Source organism: Stutzerimonas sp. LR2, assembly GCF_055755175.1.
On sequence record NZ_JBVTRR010000071.1, the window covers coordinates 1 to 744 of the forward strand.

The 744-nt window shown below is 45.8% G+C and carries 2 protein-coding genes; both read left to right on the forward strand.

What is annotated here, in order from left to right; all coding sequences use genetic code 11:
• On the forward strand, positions 1-518 hold a 518-nt coding region (locus tag ACVRRC_RS22095; protein ID WP_094962578.1), incomplete at its 5' end, for a FlhC family transcriptional regulator.
• Positions 518-744, forward strand: a 227-nt coding sequence (locus ACVRRC_RS22100; RefSeq protein WP_472997592.1) for a hypothetical protein, incomplete at its 3' end; no start/stop codon positions are given. The genes ACVRRC_RS22095 and ACVRRC_RS22100, both read left to right, overlap by 1 nt.

The window sequence follows — 744 nt, forward strand, 5'->3', positions numbered from 1 at the left end:
CTATGAAAGCCGCACTCGTAAAAGATGAAGATATTTTTGCTTTGGCACAGCGGATGGTTAAGCTGGGATTCCGACGTCGCATCATCACTACATCGTTGAATGCCAGTGACCGACTCATTGACCATTTGAAAAAACAGTTCGGTCAGGAAGAAGTGGCAATTGGACGCTTGAAACTCTCGGAAACTTTCTTGGCTTCACAGCCTAAAAAATTGGAAGCTACCAACTTTATGAGCATCTATCTTCGTCGCGCCAAAGACCCTAGCAATCAGGATGATATCAGTGAAGTCGTCGATTCATTTGAAGTCTATCGCGAACTGAATATGCGCTTCAGACCGACAATTGCGGCGGATGTTATGCTTCATCCAAATGAGGCCTGGACACTGGCGCGTGACTTCCGTTCTGATGAGATCCGAATGGTGAAATGCGTACATTGCAAAATGTCCTTTATCACTCCTTTTGACGGTGATCGTTCGAATAAAAAGCAGAAGTGCCCGTTCTGCGAAGATAAGGCTCATTAATGCAAATGCGTATTTTAGTTGGGGTATTGGCAGTATTAGCTTTGCAGGGATGTGCTTTTAAAACGTTGCCGGGTAGCCAGTTGGTCGCACCTGGTTATATGCGCGTGAATCTGTGCCAGAAACTGGACTCACCTGAGCTTTGCAAGTCAAAGTTTGGCGAGTTTAAGAAACGGCTGATCGTGAAAGACATTTCCTCCACGGCGGGGTACATCATTCCAGATTCTGT